At 50.7% G+C, this 18,273-nt stretch carries 18 protein-coding genes; 15 read left to right on the top strand and 3 right to left on the bottom strand.

Annotated elements, in window-relative coordinates; genetic code table 11:
• Positions 1 to 108: 108 nt before the first annotated feature.
• From K1558_RS12380 to K1558_RS12350, 7 genes are all read left to right on the top strand, one after another.
• On the top strand, positions 109 to 957 hold the full coding sequence (locus K1558_RS12380) for a hypothetical protein (protein WP_238651893.1): 849 nt from the start codon (positions 109 to 111) through the stop codon (positions 955 to 957).
• Positions 958 to 1,411: 454 nt separating this feature from the next.
• Positions 1,412 to 2,275, top strand: coding sequence for a helix-turn-helix transcriptional regulator (locus K1558_RS12375; RefSeq protein ID WP_238651892.1), 864 nt, complete (start codon positions 1,412 to 1,414; stop codon positions 2,273 to 2,275).
• Positions 2,276 to 2,425: 150 nt separating this feature from the next.
• Positions 2,426 to 3,766 (top strand): ABC transporter substrate-binding protein, encoded by a 1,341-nt coding sequence (locus K1558_RS12370; protein ID WP_238651891.1) that lies wholly within the window; start codon positions 2,426 to 2,428, stop codon positions 3,764 to 3,766.
• Positions 3,763 to 4,629: a carbohydrate ABC transporter permease gene (locus K1558_RS12365; protein ID WP_238651890.1), complete on the top strand. Its 867-nt coding sequence runs from the start codon at positions 3,763 to 3,765 to the stop codon at positions 4,627 to 4,629. The genes K1558_RS12370 and K1558_RS12365 overlap by 4 nt, the downstream gene beginning before the upstream one ends.
• A gap of 12 nt (positions 4,630 to 4,641) precedes the next feature.
• Complete coding sequence (locus K1558_RS12360) at positions 4,642 to 5,517, top strand: carbohydrate ABC transporter permease (RefSeq protein ID WP_238651889.1); 876 nt, start codon at positions 4,642 to 4,644, stop codon at positions 5,515 to 5,517.
• 33 nt (positions 5,518 to 5,550) lie between these two features.
• Positions 5,551 to 6,504, top strand: a complete 954-nt coding sequence (locus tag K1558_RS12355; protein WP_238651888.1) for a glycoside hydrolase family 43 protein — start codon at positions 5,551 to 5,553, stop codon at positions 6,502 to 6,504.
• 57 nt (positions 6,505 to 6,561) lie between these two features.
• Positions 6,562 to 8,550, top strand: coding sequence for an AbfB domain-containing protein (locus K1558_RS12350; RefSeq protein WP_238651887.1), 1,989 nt, complete (start codon positions 6,562 to 6,564; stop codon positions 8,548 to 8,550).
• Between the two features lie 58 nt (positions 8,551 to 8,608).
• Here the strand turns inward: K1558_RS12350 and K1558_RS12345 are convergent, their stop codons facing one another.
• Positions 8,609 to 9,298, bottom strand: a complete 690-nt coding sequence (locus K1558_RS12345; protein WP_238651886.1) for a FadR/GntR family transcriptional regulator — start codon at positions 9,296 to 9,298, stop codon at positions 8,609 to 8,611.
• A gap of 215 nt (positions 9,299 to 9,513) precedes the next feature.
• On the opposite strand from K1558_RS12345, the gene K1558_RS12340 reads away from it, so the two are divergent.
• From K1558_RS12340 to K1558_RS12310, 7 genes are all read left to right on the top strand, one after another.
• Complete coding sequence (locus K1558_RS12340) at positions 9,514 to 10,470, top strand: sugar kinase (protein ID WP_238651885.1); 957 nt, start codon at positions 9,514 to 9,516, stop codon at positions 10,468 to 10,470.
• Positions 10,471 to 10,500: 30 nt separating this feature from the next.
• Positions 10,501 to 11,166 carry a bifunctional 4-hydroxy-2-oxoglutarate aldolase/2-dehydro-3-deoxy-phosphogluconate aldolase gene (locus K1558_RS12335; protein WP_238651884.1) on the top strand — a complete coding sequence of 222 codons (666 nt, stop codon included), beginning with the start codon at positions 10,501 to 10,503 and terminating at the stop codon, positions 11,164 to 11,166.
• A gap of 3 nt (positions 11,167 to 11,169) precedes the next feature.
• On the top strand, positions 11,170 to 12,318 hold the full coding sequence (gene dgoD / locus K1558_RS12330; protein WP_238651883.1) for a galactonate dehydratase: 1,149 nt from the start codon (positions 11,170 to 11,172) through the stop codon (positions 12,316 to 12,318).
• A gap of 127 nt (positions 12,319 to 12,445) precedes the next feature.
• A complete protein-coding gene (locus K1558_RS12325) occupies positions 12,446 to 12,778 on the top strand; it encodes a PadR family transcriptional regulator (RefSeq protein ID WP_238651882.1) in 333 nt (110 codons plus the stop codon).
• Entirely contained in the window at positions 12,775 to 13,320 is a 546-nt protein-coding gene (locus K1558_RS12320; protein WP_238651881.1) for a DUF2812 domain-containing protein, read from the top strand. The genes K1558_RS12325 and K1558_RS12320 overlap by 4 nt, the downstream gene beginning before the upstream one ends.
• 147 nt (positions 13,321 to 13,467) lie before the next feature.
• The gene (locus K1558_RS12315) at positions 13,468 to 13,923 is read left to right on the top strand and encodes a GNAT family N-acetyltransferase (protein WP_238651880.1); all 456 of its coding nucleotides are present in this window, start codon (positions 13,468 to 13,470) and stop codon (positions 13,921 to 13,923) included.
• 399 nt (positions 13,924 to 14,322) lie between these two features.
• Positions 14,323 to 15,810 (top strand): 4-hydroxyphenylacetate 3-hydroxylase family protein, encoded by a 1,488-nt coding sequence (locus K1558_RS12310; RefSeq protein ID WP_238651879.1) that lies wholly within the window; start codon positions 14,323 to 14,325, stop codon positions 15,808 to 15,810.
• Here K1558_RS12310 and K1558_RS12305 read toward each other — a convergent pair.
• Together K1558_RS12305 and K1558_RS12300 are read right to left on the bottom strand one after the other, a co-directional pair.
• Positions 15,800 to 16,399 (bottom strand): TetR/AcrR family transcriptional regulator, encoded by a 600-nt coding sequence (locus tag K1558_RS12305; protein WP_238651878.1) that lies wholly within the window; start codon positions 16,397 to 16,399, stop codon positions 15,800 to 15,802. The genes K1558_RS12310 and K1558_RS12305 overlap by 11 nt on opposite strands.
• 71 nt (positions 16,400 to 16,470) lie before the next feature.
• Entirely contained in the window at positions 16,471 to 17,229 is a 759-nt protein-coding gene (locus K1558_RS12300; protein WP_238651877.1) for a 3-oxoacyl-ACP reductase family protein, read from the bottom strand.
• 203 nt (positions 17,230 to 17,432) lie between these two features.
• Here K1558_RS12300 and K1558_RS12295 point away from each other — a divergent pair, with 203 nt between their 5' ends.
• Positions 17,433 to 18,242, top strand: coding sequence for an AraC family transcriptional regulator (locus K1558_RS12295; protein WP_238651876.1), 810 nt, complete (start codon positions 17,433 to 17,435; stop codon positions 18,240 to 18,242).
• The last annotated feature ends 31 nt before the right edge of the window (positions 18,243 to 18,273 follow it).

The raw sequence follows: 18,273 nt of genomic DNA, 5'->3' as shown, positions 1-18,273 counted from the left end.
TTTCGTTGAAGAGGGGAGTGGCAATTTAAGAGCCAACAAATTAATTGACCATAGGATGGAAAAGATTTATCATTGTAATAAATTGGTCTGTAAGGAGTGAAATAGGAGTTGTTGGAACTTGATGGTATGGATGCCGACTCTTTAATAGCTATGCTAAAAGCTTCATTCACCTTAGACAATTTTACAGCAATGATAGATATATCTGACAAGATTATTGGGATGATCGCAGTAATACATGCTACAGCCCCCAAAGGATTTGAGGCCCAAAGATTAAGGCGTTCTATAGTGTATTACTATGGGTTTAGTCTTTGTGCGAAGGGTATTGCTCTTCAAAAGCTTGGCGATTACAATAACGCCCGGCAGTGTATAGAAAAGTATTCAGAGTTGAGCTGGGTTCAACTTGATGACGAAGAGTCATTGAAAGAAATTGAATACTATAAAAATACCGCTAGAGCAAACGCCTTCGTACTTGACTTACTTGAGGGAAACGAGGAAATATTGCCTGAATATGTGAAATTTCTAAAGCAGGGTGCTAGGGAAGAGTTAACCGCTGGTTTGTTAAATATTTTGGACTCCGCTTTAAGATACAACTACCAGGTGGACTGGGCACTGGAGGAACTGCAGAGTGAAGTTAAGAAGCCTGATGATACCTCACCTGCTGTAGATGTTAGGTACTACATAGAATATATTCATTTGTTATCCGTTTACTTATTTAAACGGGGGAAGTCAGCTATTGCAATAAACCTAACACTGGAAAATATCGTATTAAGTGGTAAACTATCCGATAGAGCAGGCTTTAGAAAAGCCATTGCTTTTTATGAGCTTGTTAGAGCAGAGGCCAATATTTCACAGCTACAAGAGTATCATGCAATTATGCGAAATATTCTAGAAGGGGAGTTCAATGATGAAAATGATGAAAAAGAAGCTTTTGTTATTGACAACCGTATTGCTGATTAGCTCATTAACCATTTTGACTGCCGCCAGCGCCGAGGAAATCACTACACTTCAGGCCCCAACAGTGACAACCAATAGCCACGGTATGGGCCACTGACTTGTTTGAGAAGAATGAATTTCTATCTTTATTATGGAAAGACTCTGTCGTTAAGATAGAGTCTTTTTGATTTGCCCCCCATGCTCAACAGCCTGTAACTTTTCAAAAGAAATCCTGCACGAAATGCAACAAATCCAGCGCTAATTGGCTCTCTGCTCCGGAATTTGTGCAAATAATGCAACAATGTACCGCAGCCAGTAACGGTTAAAGAGAAATCTTGCAAAATGTGCAACAATGCTCCCCGGTGCCCTGGGACTGATTGGGTATTACTCCGCTAGAGAACTTACATACACTCCCCTCTCTCCCAAATCTATGTTCATGCTAAAATATACTCATGTATCGAACAAAGGGGAGTATACAATGCACAATGATACTAAAAACTTCGTAATCAGCATGGAGCGTTTTATGCCCCATACCTTCCAGGCGGAGAAGGGTGAAGGCCTGTTTATGTCGCATTCCCATGAATATGATGAACTGACTCTTATTTTGGAGGGGGAAGGGTATTACAGCTCGCTGGACCAGAATATCAAGGTGTCCAAAGGGGATCTTATTCTGATCCCGTCCCGGCTTCACCACGGTTTTGTCTGTACCGAGCCGTGGCAGGGGATCTCTATACATTTCTATCATGACAAGCTGCCGGCATACTGCCAGTATCTGTTTCATAACGCGGAACGGGAGCAGGACCGCATCCGCAGTGCCTATCTCAGTGAAGAGGATATGCGCTGGGCGGAGATCAGCCTCCTTCAGCTGGAGAAGGAATGGAAATTAGACAGTTATGATGCAGATTCCTATGTCTTAATGCGGGTAGCCATGGAGACGATCCTGCTGCTGTTCCAGCGGAACAGAGTGACCATGCGAATGCCCCATGTCTTAGATGATCAGCTCACCATCCAGGAGGTATTGAAGGAGATCCATGCCGGCTATCATACCCAGCTTACGGTGAGCGAGCTGGCTGCACGGTATTTTCTGTCCGAAAGCAATCTGCGCAAGAAATTCACAGAGCTGATGGGCATTTCGCCCAAGCAGTATATGATCAATCTTCGCCTGCGTGAAGCGAAGCGCCTGCTGCTGCAGACGGACAAGGCCGTCGAGATCATTTCACATGAGGTCGGATTTACTTCATCCAGCCGGTTTTATCATTTTTTTGTCAAAGCGGAGGGAGCCACGCCCCTGGAATGGCGTAAAAAAGCCGCTGAACAGACATTGACGAATAACCACTCTTAGGAGTGGTTATTTTTTTGACCGTCGAAAACGCTTTTAGTTAAGATTTTTTTGGCTATAAACTAAAGCGTTTTCACAATTGTTCCGGACAGCGCCTCCCCTAATAATTAAGGAGCAGGGAATACATCAATCGTTAAGGGGTGTCGAATTCAAATGAATGTACCGAAAAGAAATGCCGGCAAGGCTCTGCTCTTGTCCCTATCCGTGGCACTGCTTACCGGCGGGCTGGCCGGGTGTGGTAACAGCAAGAAGGAGGCGGAAGCCGGAAATAACCCTGACGCCGAAGGGCAGGTTAAGATTCAGTTCGCCGGGTGGGGCGATCCGTCGGAGAAGGAGGTATTTACCAAGCTGATTCAATCCTTCGAGAAGGCGAACCCCGGCATTAAAGTCGATTATCTGCACATCCCCTCAGGGGATTATGTAGGCAAGATGAATACGATTCTGGCCGGAGGCAATGCCCCCGATGTCCTGTATGTGCCGGACGGTGACTTTGGCCGCTGGGTCAGCCAGGGTCTGCTGCTGCCTATTGAGGAATTGGTGAAGAAGAGCAGCATTGATACCGCCGACATGTGGGCGTCGGGCCTTGACCGTTACCGCTATGACGGCTCGGCGAATGGGCAAGGTGAGCTGTATGCGCTGCCTAAGGATATCGGTCCTCACGTGCTGTACTACAACAAGGATATTTTTACCAAAATGAATGTGCCCTTCCTGTCCGCAGAGACGCCGATGTCCATGGAGCAGCTGCTGGATACGGCTAAGAAGCTGACGGTCAGCAAGGATGGCAAGACCACACAGTATGGTATGGGACCGGTCTGGTGGGAGGACTTCGTGCTGGCACACGGCGGCAGCTTCCTCAGTGACAACAAACAGGAATTCGTAGGCAACAGCCAGGAGACCATCGATGCCCTGCAGTTTGCTGCGGACCTTACCAACAAACATGGAGTCGTGCCAAGCTCTTCTGCGCTCAAGGATCTGAACGACAGTGAGATGTTCAAGACAGGCAAGCTGGCGATGATGGTCAGCGGCCGCTGGATGGTGCCGGAATTCCGCAAGCTGGGCTTTGACTGGGATGTTGCCCCGCTGTCCGGCAAGGACTGGGGCGGAATCAGCGGTTCGGTCGGACTGTCTATCTACAGCAAGACGAAGCATGTGGAAGCGGCTTACAAATTAGTGGAGTATCTTGGCGGACCGGAAGGGCAGAAGGAGCAATCCCTGATGGGCTTCTCCATCCCAAGCTTCAAGTCCATGGCCTCTACCGATGTCTTCCTGCAGCCGGGCCAGAAGCCGGAGCACGCCGAGGTGTTCATCAAGGCGGTGGAAAAAGAAGTGTCCGGACCATGGACGGCCCTGCCGAACGCCAAGTGGTATGATCTGCTCGCCCAAGGGCTCGCCCCGATGTGGGAAGGCAAGAAATCCGCAGCGGATGTCTTAAATGAGCTGAAGCCCAAAATAGATGCAGCCATCAAAGAGGGCAATGCTGGTCTGTTCAAATGAAACGAAGGGAATATCTATGGGCTTATTCATTCGTTGCCGCACCCATCCTGGGATTCCTGCTGTTTGCGTTCATCCCGCTCAGCTATTCCGTCTATGTAAGCTTCACGGATTATAGCGGCTACCAGACGCCCGTGTTCAATGGAGGGGACAACTATGTGAAGCTGGTTCAGGACGAGCTGTTTTGGAAAACGTTGCGCAATACGCTCTATTCCGCTCTAAGCATCCCGATTGGCATGATCTGCTCATTGGGCTTTGCCACCGCGTTGAATCAGAAAATACGGGGGATCCGCTTTTTCCGGACGATGTTTTTCCTGCCGACGATCAGCTCGGTCATCGCACTTACGCTGCTCTGGAAATGGATATTTAATGATACCTACGGGTTGTTGAATCATTTGCTTGAGCTTATTGGCATCCAGGGGCCCGCCTGGCTCAGCAGTGAGCAGTGGGCGATGCCGGCCATGATCATTCAAGGGGTATGGTCGGGCCTTGGCATCAATATCGTGCTGTATCTCGCAGCGCTGCAGGGTGTGCCCAGAAGCTTCTATGAAGCGGCTGAGATTGACGGTGCAGGCGGCTGGCAACGGTTCCGCCATATCACAGTTGCCTGCATATCGCCTACAACACTCTATATTCTAATCACCGCCATCATCGGGGCGCTTCAGGATTATCCGCGGTTCCAGATTATGACCGAAGGCGGCCCGAACTATTCCACGACGACGATTGTCTACTATCTCTTCCAGAATGCATTCCGGTATATGAACATGGGATTTGCATCATCTATGGCGTGGATTCTCGGGTTCATCATTCTGGCCGTCACGCTGCTGAATTTCTACTTTTCCCGGCGCTGGGTGCACTATGAATAGGAGAGGATACGCGTGAGTACGAGAATAACAACAGCAAGCGGCGCCTGGGTCAGCCAAAAACAGGCCAAAGAGCGCACCTTCAAAGGCTTCGCCTATCTGTTCCTGTCGGCCGGAGCGCTGGTTATGGCTGTTCCGTTTCTGTGGATGGTGTCCACTTCGCTGAAGCAGCAGGGGATGGAATTTGAAATGCCGCCGAAATGGATACCTCAGCATTTGGAATGGAGCAACTATCGTTTTGTATTATTTGAATCCGATATCGTGCAAGGGTTTGTAAACACACTGCTCATTATTCTGCTGCCATGTCTGGTAGGCTTGTTTACCAGCGCGCTGGCAGCTTATGCCTTCGCACGGCTTGCTTTTCCGGCCCGAAATCTGCTGTTCGGACTGCTGCTGGCTACCATGATGATCCCCGGTGTGGTCACGATGATTCCGACCTTCATGCTGTTCAAAACCATCGGCTGGATTGACAGCTGGCTGCCGCTGATCATACCGGGGATGTTCGGGGCGGCAGCCGCCGTATTCCTGCTGAGGCAATTCTTCATGACGATCCCGAAGGAGCTGGAGGATGCGGCCAAGGTAGACGGAATGAATCCGTTCCACACCTTCCTCCGGATCATACTGCCGCTATCTAAACCGGCATTGATTACGCAAGGACTCTTGAACTTTATAGCAGGCTACAACGATTATCTTGGACCGCTGATTTATATCAACTCGCCGGAGAAGTATACCCTGCAGCTGGTGCTTGCGTCCTTTCAGGGGTTTTACACCTCACAGTGGACCTATATTATGGCCGGGTCCGTGCTGGCGCTGATTCCCACGCTGCTGGTGTTCTTTTTTGCACAGAAATATTTCGTTGAGGGTATTGCCCTGACAGGCATGAAGGGCTAAATGATAACACCGATAAGATGAGGAGACAAGAACATGGCAGGTAGACAAACATTTCGCAATCCGATTGTCGCCCGCGCTGCCGATCCTTGGGTACTGCGGCACACCGACGGGAATTATTACTTCATGCACACACAGTCCGGAGGGCTGGGGTTAACAAGCTCAGCCAGCCTGACCGGTCTTGCCCAAGGCCGTAAGAAGATCATATGGTCGCCGGAGCCTGGCGGACGGTATAGCCACAACCTGTGGGCACCGGAAATTCACCATCTGCATGGTAAATGGTATATCTACTTCACCGCCAATGACGGCGGAGGCGATGAGTCGCGCCGCATTTGCGTATTGGAGAACGGGGGAGCCGATCCAATGGAAGGGGAGTGGGTATGGATGGGCGCGCTGCCGACCCCTGTCCCCGGTCTGGATGGAACTGTGGTTACCGTGCAGGGCCAGCTTTATTTTTTGTATGCCGGATATGGACATTTCCCTGATTATGGTTCTGCCATCTACATCATGCGCATGAGTACCCCATGGACACTGGAGGGAGATCACGTCCTGCTTACAGCCCCGACGCTGGACTGGGAGAAGCAGGGGGGGATGGCGATTAATGAAGGGCCGGTGACGCTGCACCGCAACGGACGGATCTATCTTGTCTATTCGGCCAGCACCACCTGGTCGGAGGATTACGCGCTGGGTATGCTGACCATGGAGGAGTCGGCTGACCCGATGGAGCCGTCTTCCTGGACCAAATCCCCAGTCCCTGTGTTTCGCAAAAGTGCTGAGAACGGAGTCTATGCCACCGGTCATAACAGCTTCACCGTGTCGCCGGACGGGGAGGAGGACTGGATCGTCTATCACGCGCTTCCCGCTCCGGGCGCAGATGCGGGCCTGCGGGCCACCTGTATTCAGAGCTTCACCTGGAAAGAGGATGGAACCCCGGATTTCGGTATTCCGGTACGTGCAGATGAGGATATTGCAGCACCGTCAGGAGAATAAGCTAAGCGGCCATTCATTTCTTGTTATCTATTTAATAGCGAAGGGATGAGGATCAGTATGAAAAAAGCTATGCTATTGACGCTAATCGCAGCCTTGTTCGTCATGGGAGTTTCGGTAGCGCCTGTACAGGCGGCAACGACAGGAACGGTAATCTCCAGCAGTGCGGCGGAGCCGGAGCCGTATTATGCGAGAGCGGTGAAGCTGGAGAACGGGAATCTGCTAAGCACCTTCACCCGGAGATTCCCCGGAAATGCGGATTGGACAGGTATGAAGCCTTTCCCGTTTTACCAGAGCACGGACGGCGGGGCAACCTGGTCGCTGCTCAGTGAGATTGATCCCAACAATTACGGGCTGGACCGGAATCAGCAAGGGATGACAACGTTATATGTGTTACCGCAGAAGGTTGGCGATTATCCGGCGGGAACGCTGCTGTTCGCGTCGACAGATTGGAACAATTCGGTTCCGTATACGATCCATATCTGGAGAAGCACCGACAATGGAGCTTCTTGGCAGTTCCATAGCAATCTGGCTGCACGGGGGACCGCGGGAACCCAGCGTACCTGGGAGCCGGAATTCTCAGTTACCAGCGACGGGCGGCTGATTTGTTATTATTCGGATGAACGGCAGCCGGGCTATAATCAGGCCATCGCCCGGGAAATTTCAAGCGATGGAGGACTGACCTGGGGGAGCTACAGCATTATCGTCGGCAATTCGTCGAACTGGGACTGGCGTCCGGGGATGCCGCGGGTAGTGAAGGTGAATAACGGAACGTATTTCATGTTCTTTGAGATGCTAGGGGCGGCCCCGAATTTCGCCGTCCGCTATAAAACGTCATCTAACGGAGTGGATTGGGGAAGTGCAACGGATCTGGGGAACGTAGTGGGTACAGGGATTTACCGCGCCTCCCAGACGCCGGAGATTGCTTATATCGATGACGGGACGGCAAGCGGCAGATTATATGTGCGCGGCATGACCGATGTGGTCTCCTCCGCCAATAAAATGTTTACAAGCGGTGACTACGGGGCCACCTGGACCCAGGTTGATGCACCGCTTACGGTAAAGGGCTCCAACCAGAACACACCTGCGGCATGGAGCGGGACGCTTCTGCCCCTCAGCCATTCCATGCTGCTGGAAGTCAACACGGTGAAGGTAGGGGGCCGTAATGAAATCCGCGCCAATGTGGCTCAGGTGAACGGGGATTCCTCGATCGTATCCGGCGGGATCTACAAGCTGATCAATCAGAATAATAACCTGCTGCTGGATAATGCCGGAGGCGGTTCGCCGGCCGGTACCGAAATCATCCAGTGGGGTGAGCTTAACGCGGATACCCAGTGGTGGCGGCTGGATTACCGGAATAACGGCTTTTTCCGGGGAATGAGTGTGAACAACAATCTGGTCTGGGAGGACCCGAACGGAGTGACGACTCCAGGGACCAAGGTCATCCTGTCGGCGAACAATGACCTGGACACCCAGCGGTGGAAATTCGCTCACAAGGGCAGCAGCTATTACACCGTCATGAACCAGCGCAGCGGGCTGATGCTGGATAATGCCGGGGGCGGCTCGCCTGCCGGAACCAAGGTCATTCAGTGGGGAGCCAATAACCTGGACACGCAGAACTGGAAGCTGGTCCGGGTAGACACGGAGATTCCGGTCAATCAGCTCGAGAGCTTCAACATGCACAGCTACGTGCAATATCAGGACGGAAGAGGAAGAATCGACGGGGGACAATACAGTGCAGAATCCCAGTGGAGACTGGTCAAGGGACTGGCCAATGAATCCGCCGTGTCGATCGAATCCGTTACGAAACCGGGCTTCTATCTCCGTCATAAGGACGGTAAGGTCTGGCTGGAGGCTAACGACAATTCTGCCCTGTTCAAGAATGATGCCACTTGGCAATTGCGCGTCGGACTGACCGGCTCATGGGCGGCTTCCTTTGAATCCTATAATATTCCGGGAGCTTATATGAGACACCGGAACGGCTTGCTGGAGATATCCACGATATCAACGTCTGTAGATCAACAGGATGCCACATTTTATGTAAAATAAGCGGGAAGTTTCCCGTTGAACGGATTAAGGCCATCGAAATCGATGGCCTTAATTATCGTTAAGAAATCTCCTTCTTCTGCTTAAGGGTAGTCAGCATACTCTGAATATGGCTTTCCATTAGCTGCCGTGCTGTTTCGCTCTGCCGCTCCTCGATGGCTATGGCGATCAGAACATGGTAATTGGAAGCCTTGGTGCGCATATTGGGCAGCGTATTGGTCTGCTTGCGGCCTTCGGCCAGCAAGGGAAGAATCGAATGGAGCATCCTCGCCACTACCGGATTGGCTGCCCCTTCAGCGATTAACTGATGAAAGGCGAGGTCGGTCTCGAAGAAGGAGCCGCCTTCCTCCATTTGCTGCACCATCCGGTCAGCCAGTACCCGCAGCCGGCGGATCTGATCCTCATCGGCCCGCTGCGCGGCTAAAGCGGCAAGCTCAGGCTCAATGAGCAGTCTGGCTTCCAGCAGATCCACGATCGAAATGTTGTCTAATTCCTCTAAGCCAGCCGCCGGATCATCCAGGAGCAGCGGATCGTTTCGCACATACATCCCGCGGCCGTGCTCAATGCTGACATTCCCCTGACTCTCTAGTGTCCGCAGCGCCTCACGAACTGTAGTTACACTTACAGAGAAATCAACGGCCAGCTGCTGCAGAGTAGGGAGCCGGTCTCCCGGAGCCCATTCCCCGCCTGTAATTTTCTGCTTCATAAGCTCTATGGTCGCTTGAAACGCGGTTTGTTTATTCTGTTTCATGATTAGCCGTCCCTTTGTATTAGAATACATTCATTCTAGCATAAGCGCTTCGTGACAATAAACAGATACGTCTGAGTATGGATTTAGTGTTGACTAGCGAAGAACAAGATAATATGATCATACCGTAAAGATAGTATCTATAGCGAATAATTCGCGATAAAGATACGATCTTTAAAGAGGAACCCGATTAGTCACGCAGCAGAGGAGGAGGGGCAATGGAGGTCGTAACCTTTGGGGAAACCATGGTGCTTCTGGCACCGGACCGGATGGTTCCGCTGGAGTATGTGAACGGTTTTCAGAAGCATGTTGCCGGAGCAGAGACCAATGTGGCCATTGGGCTTGCCCGGATGGGGCACACCGCCGGCTGGTTCAGCAAGCTCGGAAATGATCCGTTTGGCCGGTATATCAGGCAATTCGTCAGAGGACATGGCGTCGATATTTCCGAAGTCAGGTTTACCGATGAAGCGCCCACAGGAGTGTTCTTCAAAGAACAAATCTCTCCAGACCAAATACAGGTGTACTACTATCGCAAAGGTTCGGCGGCCAGCCTGATGCAAGCGGAGGAGCTTAATGAGGCATATGTTGGCGGTGCCCGCATCCTGCATATTACCGGCATTACACCGGCCCTTAGCCCGGAGTGCAGGAAATTAACCTTCCAGGCTCTTGAGGCAGCCAAAAAACACGGTACAGCCATTGTGTTCGATCCCAATATCCGCTGGAAGCTGTGGAACAGAGAAGAGGCTTATCGTGTTCTTAACGAAATTGCGGCGCTTGCCGACTATGTACTGCCAGGCATCGATGAGGGGAGGTTCCTGACAGGATGCAGTTCGCCTGCAGAGATCGCAGACCGGTTGCTGAAAGCTGGAGCCGGTGCTGCCGTCATCAAGCTCGGCGCGGACGGAGCTTATTATAATAACGGACTAATCTCTGGAAATGCGCCCGGCTTTCCTGTGAAGAGGCTCATTGATCCGATGGGTGCCGGGGACGGCTTTGCCGCAGGCTTTATCAGCGGTTTGCTCCAGGGAGAGGACCTGCCTGCTGCCGTGCGGCGCGGCAATGCTGTCGGTTCCATTGTTGTGGGGGTAAGCGGCGACATCGAAGGTCTCCCGTCCCGGCAGGATGTGGACCTACTCTTGGCCGGGGGAGCCGGCATAGAGGATATTATCCGGTAAGTGAGGCGCATTCCCAAGGAGGAAGAAGAAATGGACAAAGATAGACAGATTAAGCAGCTGATCACCTCCGGGCTGGTCGCCGTTATTCGCAGACCACCGCCTGAACGGGTGGAGCACATTGCTGCGGCATTGGCAGACGGCGGGGTCGGAGCGCTGGAGATAACAGCCGATAGCCCGGAGGTCTATCGGCTGATCGCGGACATGAAGGCGAAATATGGAGACCGCCTGCTGGTGGGGGCGGGTACCGTACTGAAGCTGGCGCAGGCCGAGCAGGCGCTTGCAGCGGGAGCCGATTTTATTTTCTCCCCAAATTTGAATGAGGCGATTGTAGAACTGACCTTACAGCACGGGCGAATCTCAATTCCAGGTGTAATGACACCGACCGAAGCGGTCAGAGGACATGAAGCGGGTGCAGACCTGCTTAAGGTATTCCCGGGCGGTTCACTGGGTGCCTCCTACATCAGGGAGCTGCAGGGGCCTCTTGGCCACATCCGCATGATGCCGACAGGAGGCGTGACCCTCCAGAATGCCGGAGCCTTCATTGCCGCCGGTGCCGTTGCCGTCGGTCTTGGAAGCGCTCTCGTTGACCGGGAAGCGGTGGAGCAGGAGGATTATGGGAAGATCACAGAGACGGCCCGCCAATTCGCCGAGGAAGTCCGCAAGGCCAGAATGAACAACACCAAAGGAGCACAATAACCTATGAAAATCACCGGATTTGAGACCTTTATCGTTCCTCCGCGCTGGCTGTTTCTGAAGATTGAAACCGATGAAGGCCTATCCGGCTGGGGGGAGCCGGTGGTCGAAGGCAAGGCGCATACGGTGCAGGCCGCAGTGGAAGAGCTGATGGATTATTTGATTGGGCAGGACCCGCAGCGGATTGAAGACTTATGGCAGCTCATGTACCGGGGAGGCTTCTATCGTGGCGGGGCGATTCTGATGAGTGCGATAGCCGGGATCGATCAGGCGTTATGGGATATTAAAGGGAAAATCTACAATGCGCCTGTGTACCAGCTGCTGGGCGGAGCTTGCCGCAACTCCATGCGGGTGTATTCCTGGATCGGCGGAGACCGTCCCATCGATGTTGTCAAGGCGGCTCTGGAGAAGAAGGCCGCCGGGTTCACGGCGATTAAGATGAATGCCTCGGAAGAGATGCAGTTCATTGATACCCATGACAAAATTTATGCTATCGTCGAGCGGGTCGCTGCCATCAGGGAGGCCTGCGGACCGGAGTTCGGAATTGCTGTAGATTTTCACGGACGGCTGCACAAGCCGATGGCACGGGGACTGGCCAGAGAGCTGGATCCTTACCGCCTGATGTTCATAGAGGAGCCGGTGCTGCCGGAGAACAATGAGGTGCTGCGGGAGATCGCACATCATACCAGCACTCCGATTGCCACGGGTGAACGGATGTACTCGCGCTGGGAATTCAAAAACCTGCTGAAAGATGGCGTGGTTGACATTATCCAGCCCGACTTGTCCCATGCGGGAGGGATTACGGAATGCAAGAAAATATTCGCCATGGCCGAGGCGTTCGATGTCGCAGTCGCTCCGCATTGCCCGCTTGGGCCGATCGCTCTGGCCGCCTGTCTTCAGGTGGATGCAACATCGTACAATGCAGTCATTCAGGAACAAAGCCTGGGCATCCATTATAATCAAGGCAATGACCTGCTGGATTATATCACCGATCCGGCCGTCTTTGCCTACAGTTACGGTCATGTCCATATCCCTTCCGGACCCGGCCTTGGCATTACCGTGAACGAGGAGTATGTACGGAGGATGGCGGCGGAGGGCCACCGCTGGAGAAACCCGGTCTGGCGGCACCGCGACGGCAGCATTGCGGAGTGGTAAGGTTATGCATATATAGTACTGTTGAAGCCGCTAATTTAGCGGCTTTTTTTGATTTTAAGTTGCACTATACAGTTCAACTGTATAGTATAACTGTATAATTTGTTTATTTCTTTTTTGGAGGATAACCATGGAGCGAGAAAAACATTTACCGCTTACTGAAACCGTCTTTTACATTCTTTTAGCTCTTATTGAACCGGCTCATGGATATCTTATTATGCAAAAAATTGAAGAACTCAGCGGTGGTCAAGTGCGTATGGCGGCAGGGACTTTGTATGGCGCTATCGAAAATCTGGTTAATCTTGGATTCATTGAGCCTACAGCCAGCGATGATAGGCGCCGGAAGGTCTATATCATTACCGAACAAGGAAAACGGATATTGCAGCTTGATGTAGAGAGAATGAATCATATGATGTCTGCAGCAGAAGAACAGTTAAAAAAAGATCGGAGGAACCTTGGATGAAAACTTGCAATTTTTTCACCAGCTTTGAGAAAGAAGAAAAGTGGCTCGGGAGTATGGAGCAAAAGGGTTTTCAGATGATAAATAAACGATTATTTATCTATACATTTGCTAAAACTTCATCTAGAAGGTCGATCATTAAATTGGATTACCGCAGCTTCAAGACACAGGATGCTTTTGAAGATTATTGTGCATTATTCGAAGACAGCGGATGGGAGCATATCTTCGGAACGATAAATTCGGGGCACCAATATTTTAGAAAAGCCAATAAGCAGGGGTCAGAAGAAATATTCTCTGATACCGCTTCTATAGCTGGTCGTTACAAACGGCTATCTGATATGTGGCAAACTCTGTCCTTTTCTTTATTTCCTATCGGAGTTGCAGTTATAACAACGATGCCTTTAGACTCTAAAACTCTCTCTCTAAAAACTCCGCTCAGCTTTGTTACCCCTGTCCTATGGTTTTCTTTTTTCGTAACATTTCTTTTGTATTTTTACTTTGCATATAAGGCTAACAAGCAATACAAGCAAATATTAAAAGGTTAATCCAAGACGAGAATTTGGGTTGTGATATATCAAATTTCATATGCAGTCATAATAGACTTGTCAGAAAACCTGCCATGGGGGTAATATGATATACAGAAGTTTAACAGCTATGGTTCATACTTAACATTAACGTAGGAGTGGTTTTCAGTGAAGATTCTTGTAGATGATTTGAGCGGGACACAAGTGATTGGATTAATTGCGGAACATCTGCAGGGAATGGCAGAGGACTCTCCGCCGGAGAGCATTCATGCCCTTAATCTGGACGGGCTGAAGCAGCCGGAAATTACGTTCTGGTGCGCTTGGGAGGATGAGGAGCTTCTGGGCTGCGGGGCGATCAAGGAATTGGACAAAGAGCATGCCGAGCTCAAATCGATGCGGACCGCCAAGAAGCATTTGCGCAAAGGTGTAGCCAGAAATATGCTTGCTCATATTATTGAAGAAGCCGTAAGCCGCGGATACAAACGGATCAGTCTGGAGACCGGCTCCATGGATTCATTCATCCCTGCCCGCAAGCTGTATGAAGATTTCGGCTTCACCTATTGTGAGCCGTTTGCAGATTACATCCCGGATCCGAACAGCAGATTTATGACGAAGGAACTGTAGTTTATTCTATAACACTTGAAGAACAGCATTCTGTAGCTGCAGAGGATGCTGTTTTTTGGCGTGGGGCAGAACATTACAGAGATTCGGATAAATCCGCAGTGGATGCGTATATGTACCAGGCTCCTGATCAATAGTATCTTAGACTTAACGAATGAAGAGAAGGGGTAAGGAATGTGGAGAAAGGTAAAGAGGTTGTGCATGAAATCAGACAGGGATTCAAACAAGCGGATATTGACGTCAGAAAATTAGACTTATTGCCCCACCCCCTATGATCGTTCACTATGCAAAATAAATGTTTGAACATGGACAATGTACTGCTTTTTGCGGCACAACATATTTTACGGAAACTGGTTCGGTCAGATAGCTGAACTGTTGAATGTTCATGAATGGGGTGGGGGCATGGCAGTTAAGAACGGCAAAGAATATACCGAGCGGATCAACCGCCAGCATATCAAGATATGGTATCAGGGTAAAACCATCGACAGGCCTTTATCCAGCCATCCTGCCTTCAACGGATTAATGAAGACCCAAGCGGAAATGTATGATATGCAGCATCAGAAGGAAACCATCGAACAAATGACCTTTCAAAGCGTTACGGACGGGGAGCGTTACGGACTTTCCTTCCTGGCACCAAGAAGCAGGGAAGACCTGGTCCGCAGGAGAATCATGATGGAATTGTGGGCAGAGAAGCACCACGGGTTTTTAGGGAGATCCCCGGATTATATGAACACGACGCTGATGTCTTTATATACCGCGGCTCATCTGTTACGAGAATACAATCCCGAATATGAAGATAATCTCACAAAATACTATGATTACTGCCGCAGTCAGGACATTACCTTATCCCATGTATTCATCCAGCCCTTTGCCAGCCGGTTGTCCGAGCTGGTGGACGATGTCCAGGATTCGATTACAGCCAAAGTGATCGACCGCAAGGAGAACGGAATTGTAGTAAACGGTGCGTTTATGATGGCTACGCAGGCAGCAACCTGCGATGAAATCCTGGTATTCTCTACACCTCTCCCTTCCATGCTGGAGCCGGATAATCCGTATGCCTTTGCCTTTGCCGTTCCCAATGATCTGGAAGGAATGACCTTCATTTGCCGTGAGAGCTATTCAGGCACATCGCATTATGATCATCCGCTGAGCAGCAGATTTGAAGAAATGGACGCCATGGTGATCTTCGATCACGTGCTTATTCCACGTAACCGGATCTTTTACTTAGGGGATGAAGAGATTGGAGAGAGACTGTTCAGCGAAGGGAATTTTCACAGCCATGCCGGTCATCAGGTGCTTACCCGTTACATTGCCAAGACGGAATTTCTGCTCGGCTTGATCTCTGCATTGTCAGATGAACAGAATATCGCTCTCGAAGCGGTTACGAGGGAGCGGATATCCCGGATTCTGACCATGCTTGAGAACCTGAAATCTCTTCGCCTGGCTTCGGAAATGATGGCGGAACCGGATTCCCAGGGCTATTATGTACCGGCCCCGAAGCCGCTGATTGCTGCTACGATGCAGTATTCCTCCTTTTATCAGGAGATGCTGGGGATGCTTCAGGACATCAGCTCCAGTAATCTGGTAATGCTTCCTTCCGAGACAGACCTGGCATCAGATGCCGGCGATTTTCTCCGTCTTTATCTTAAAGGACAGGATACATCAGCCCGCGACCGGATTGCTCTTTTCCGGCTGGCCCGGGAACTGGCGATCGGTCCCTTCGGCGGCAGACAGAAGCAGTTTGAGCGCTTTTTCTTCGGAAATACCCGTACGCTTACTTCCCGGATGTATAAAGTGTACAGTCTGGACAAATACACAGCGATGATTGATGAATTTCTGCAGCGGGGGAAGCCCGATAGACTGGCAAATGAAAAGAGTCTTATTGATTGATATAGGACATTGCAGAAAGAGTGATGCTAATCACGTCTTCAAGATCTTCACGGCTGGCTCCGTTGACGGCCTGAATCGACATGCCCGCTAAGAGAGTTGCGACATACCGGGATAGAGCGGCAGGATTACTATGCTTGGGCAAATCTCCATCTTCCTTGGCCTGCTCCAGCCGGGTGGTGAGTGCCTGTTCCATTTGAACGCGCAGATCGGTTAACAATTGCTGGACCGGGTCAGATTCCTCACTGCACGCAAGAGCACCTTTGACCGTTAGACAGCCCGGAGAATAGTTGGGATCGACCACCGAATCTGCGGTAGCCCGAAGAAGCTTCTCAATAACCAGGCGGGCTGTCGGTTCTTTTAGAGCAGCTGCTGAAGCTTGAATCGGTCCTTCGTTCATATATAAATCTAACGCCTTGTGAAACAGGTTCTCCTTGCTTCCGAAGGTCGCATAAAAGCTTGAACGGTTAATCTTCATGGCTTCGGTCAGGTCGGACAACGATGTCCCTTCATATCCCTTCCTCCTAAAAATCTCCAGAGCACTTTCAAGTGCTTTATTAATGTCAAAGGCCCGAGGGCGTCCGGCTGCCATAATGATTTCCCCTTTGCAAAAGATAATTATTAGTTTACGTTCCCCGGGCCTCTCTGTAAAGCTGGCTATGATTAGATGCTTCCGCCTCCGTCAATATTCAGAGTTGCCCCTGTAGTATAGCCAGCCTCGGAGGAAGAGAGATACGCCACCATGCTTGCAATTTCGGAGGCCTTTCCATATCTTCCTAACGGAATCATGTCTGCGCCCGAAGCATAAGGGCCGTTCTCCGGATTCATATCCGTATCAATCATACCGGGTTGAATATTGTTGACGGTAACACCCTGAGGTGCCAGATCGCGGGCTAACGCCCGTGTCAATCCGGCGACAGCGGCCTTGGTCGCGACATACAGGCTGTTTCCCGGAAAAGGATTAAATTCGGCAGAAATACTGCCAATATTAATGATACGGCCACCTGATTTCATTTGCGGAGCAGCTGCTTGAACGGCAACGAATACCGCCTTCAGGTTAACCGCGACGATTTGATCGAATTCCTCAAGGGTGAATTGGTCGTAAGGCTTTAGACTTGAAATGCCTGCATTATTGACAAGAATGTCAATACCGCCAAAGGTTTGGATCGTCTCATCAGCAGCACCTTTCAAGGCCTCGAAATCAGCGCTGTCCGCGCGAATGGCTAAAGCTTGGCCTCCTGCGCTTTTAATTTCCTCTACCAGTTCCTCTGCCTTGCTGTGCGCACTTACATAAGTAAATGCAACCGATGCACCGTCTTCTGCCAGCCGTCTGACAATGGCCGCGCCAATGCCGCGCGCTCCTCCGGTAACGAATGCCTTTCTGCCTGCTAAGGGTTTATTCATTGTACTTGTTGTATTCATAGTAAAACTCCTCTTCTTTTATTTTGGACCAATAAGTCCATAATTATTATGGACCTTACGGTTCAAAAATGCAATCATTAATTTCAAGCCTATTAGCGATCAATCATTATTCGATAAAGAGAAGCACTTGATGTAATATGAGAGTACAACCGATACAATAATCATTGAACATCAATGCGCAATCAGGAGGAAGGGGCGAAAACATGCCTGAAGTTACATTTTACCGGGATGAAGCACTGCCCTTTCTGGAGGGGAAGCACTGTACGGCGGACGATCTAGCCTACCATAGGCATTTTCACGAAGAATATTCGGTCGGGCTCATAGATGCAGGCGGCACGAACGCCTGGTGCGACGGCAAACAGATACAGGTGGCAGCTGGGAGGATGATCAGTTTTCCGCCAATGATGCTGCATGCCTGCCATCCGGAACCGGACGTGGAATGGCGGTATAAGATGTTGTTTATCCGCCCTGACTGGCTGCAAAAGCTTAGACCGGAGGAGCTTAACCAGCTGCACATCCCGTTCTTACTGGGCGGAGGCAAGAATGAAGCGTGCCGCGAACGATTAAATTACACGATGGGCGCGCTCGCAGGCGGCGGTTCTCCGCTTGAAACCGAGACGGCCCTCATTGAACTTGTCCAAGCTTTGGTTGACCCTAATGAGAATGACCTGGGACACACAGGCTTATCAGGTGTTCAGGAGCACAAATACGTGAGGCTGATCAAAGACTACCTGCAGGCGAATTTTACCGGGCAGGTCACGCTTGAGCAATTGGAACAGGAAGCCGGAATCAGCCGCTTTCATCTGATCCGGCTCTTCAAGAAAGGGAGCCATCTGCCCCCTCATGCCTATCAAAACCTGCTGCGCATCAATTATGCCAAAATTCAGCTGGCGAAGCAGCGTCCGATCGTTGATATCGCGGCTGAGGCAGGGTATTATGACCAAAGCCATTTTACCAAGGCTTTTTCGAAAATTGTAGGAGCAACGCCCAGGCAATATGCGATGTCGATCTAGATGAGCAATTTTTTACAAGATTACGCCCTTC

It is taken from the genome of Paenibacillus piscarius (genome assembly GCF_022234545.1).
Classification (GTDB): Bacteria; Bacillota; Bacilli; order Paenibacillales; family Paenibacillaceae; genus Paenibacillus_AQ; species Paenibacillus_AQ piscarius.
The sequence above is the reverse complement of the archived record's forward strand: the minus strand, read 5'-3'. Positions and strand labels throughout refer to the sequence as shown.